This window comes from Vreelandella olivaria (assembly GCF_023507745.1).
Lineage (GTDB): Bacteria > Pseudomonadota > Gammaproteobacteria > Pseudomonadales > Halomonadaceae > Vreelandella > Vreelandella olivaria_A.
This window is the reverse complement of sequence record NZ_JALPZO010000055.1, coordinates 1-711: the sequence shown is the minus strand read 5'-3', so window position 1 is coordinate 711 and position 711 is coordinate 1. Positions and strand designations below refer to the sequence as shown.

Below are 711 nucleotides of genomic sequence, written 5' to 3'. Positions count from 1 at the left end.
GCTGGGCCGCCACCCGGAACGAACGCGGCAACACATCACAGCCCATCCGCTTCCAGGGCCAATGGCACGATGAAGAGAGTGGCCTCTACTACAACCGCCACCGCTACTACGACCCACAGCAGGGGCGGTATATCAGCCAGGACCCGATAGGGTTGAATGGCGGTACCAACCTATATGGTTATGTGACCAATCCAACCGGGATGGTGGATCCGTTGGGACTGAATCCAAGAACCATTGTGACAGCTGCGCAAACAGCGGACAAAGTAAGAAATACAGCCTGGTGTATTGGTCAAGACGTTGCTTTGAGCAGTAGTAGGTCGCAATTACCGGACATTCTGGAAGAGGAAATGGATGCAGCAAGGGCGTCTAAAGCTAGCGGTATAGCACAATGTCAACGAGAGCGTAATAGTAAAGAGGCGTTTGGTCTCCCTGATGAAGTCGTGCAAGGTCAGTTTAATGCTTGTGAAGTCGATGTGATTCAAGAATATAACGATAGGGTTGGTAAGCTGGCTCAACGAGACGCTACCCGTCATGCAGCTATTGATGATGGTTTAAATGGAATATTTACAGGCTGTGTTATGCCCACGACGTCACCCCCAGATTGAGTAGCGCTACACTTTAGAGTCCGATCCTATGGGTAAGGAGATTGGACATGAAGAAGCGTTTCAGCGAAGAACAGATCATTGGTTTCCTGGGCGAAGCCGAAGCGGG

At 50.9% G+C, this 711-nt stretch carries 1 protein-coding gene; it reads left to right on the top strand.

Going from position 1 to position 711, the window contains the following annotated elements; all coding sequences use genetic code 11:
• On the top strand, positions 1-605 hold a 605-nt coding region (locus HP566_RS21535; protein WP_284041310.1), incomplete at its 5' end, for an RHS repeat-associated core domain-containing protein.
• Positions 606-711 lie beyond the last annotated feature (106 nt).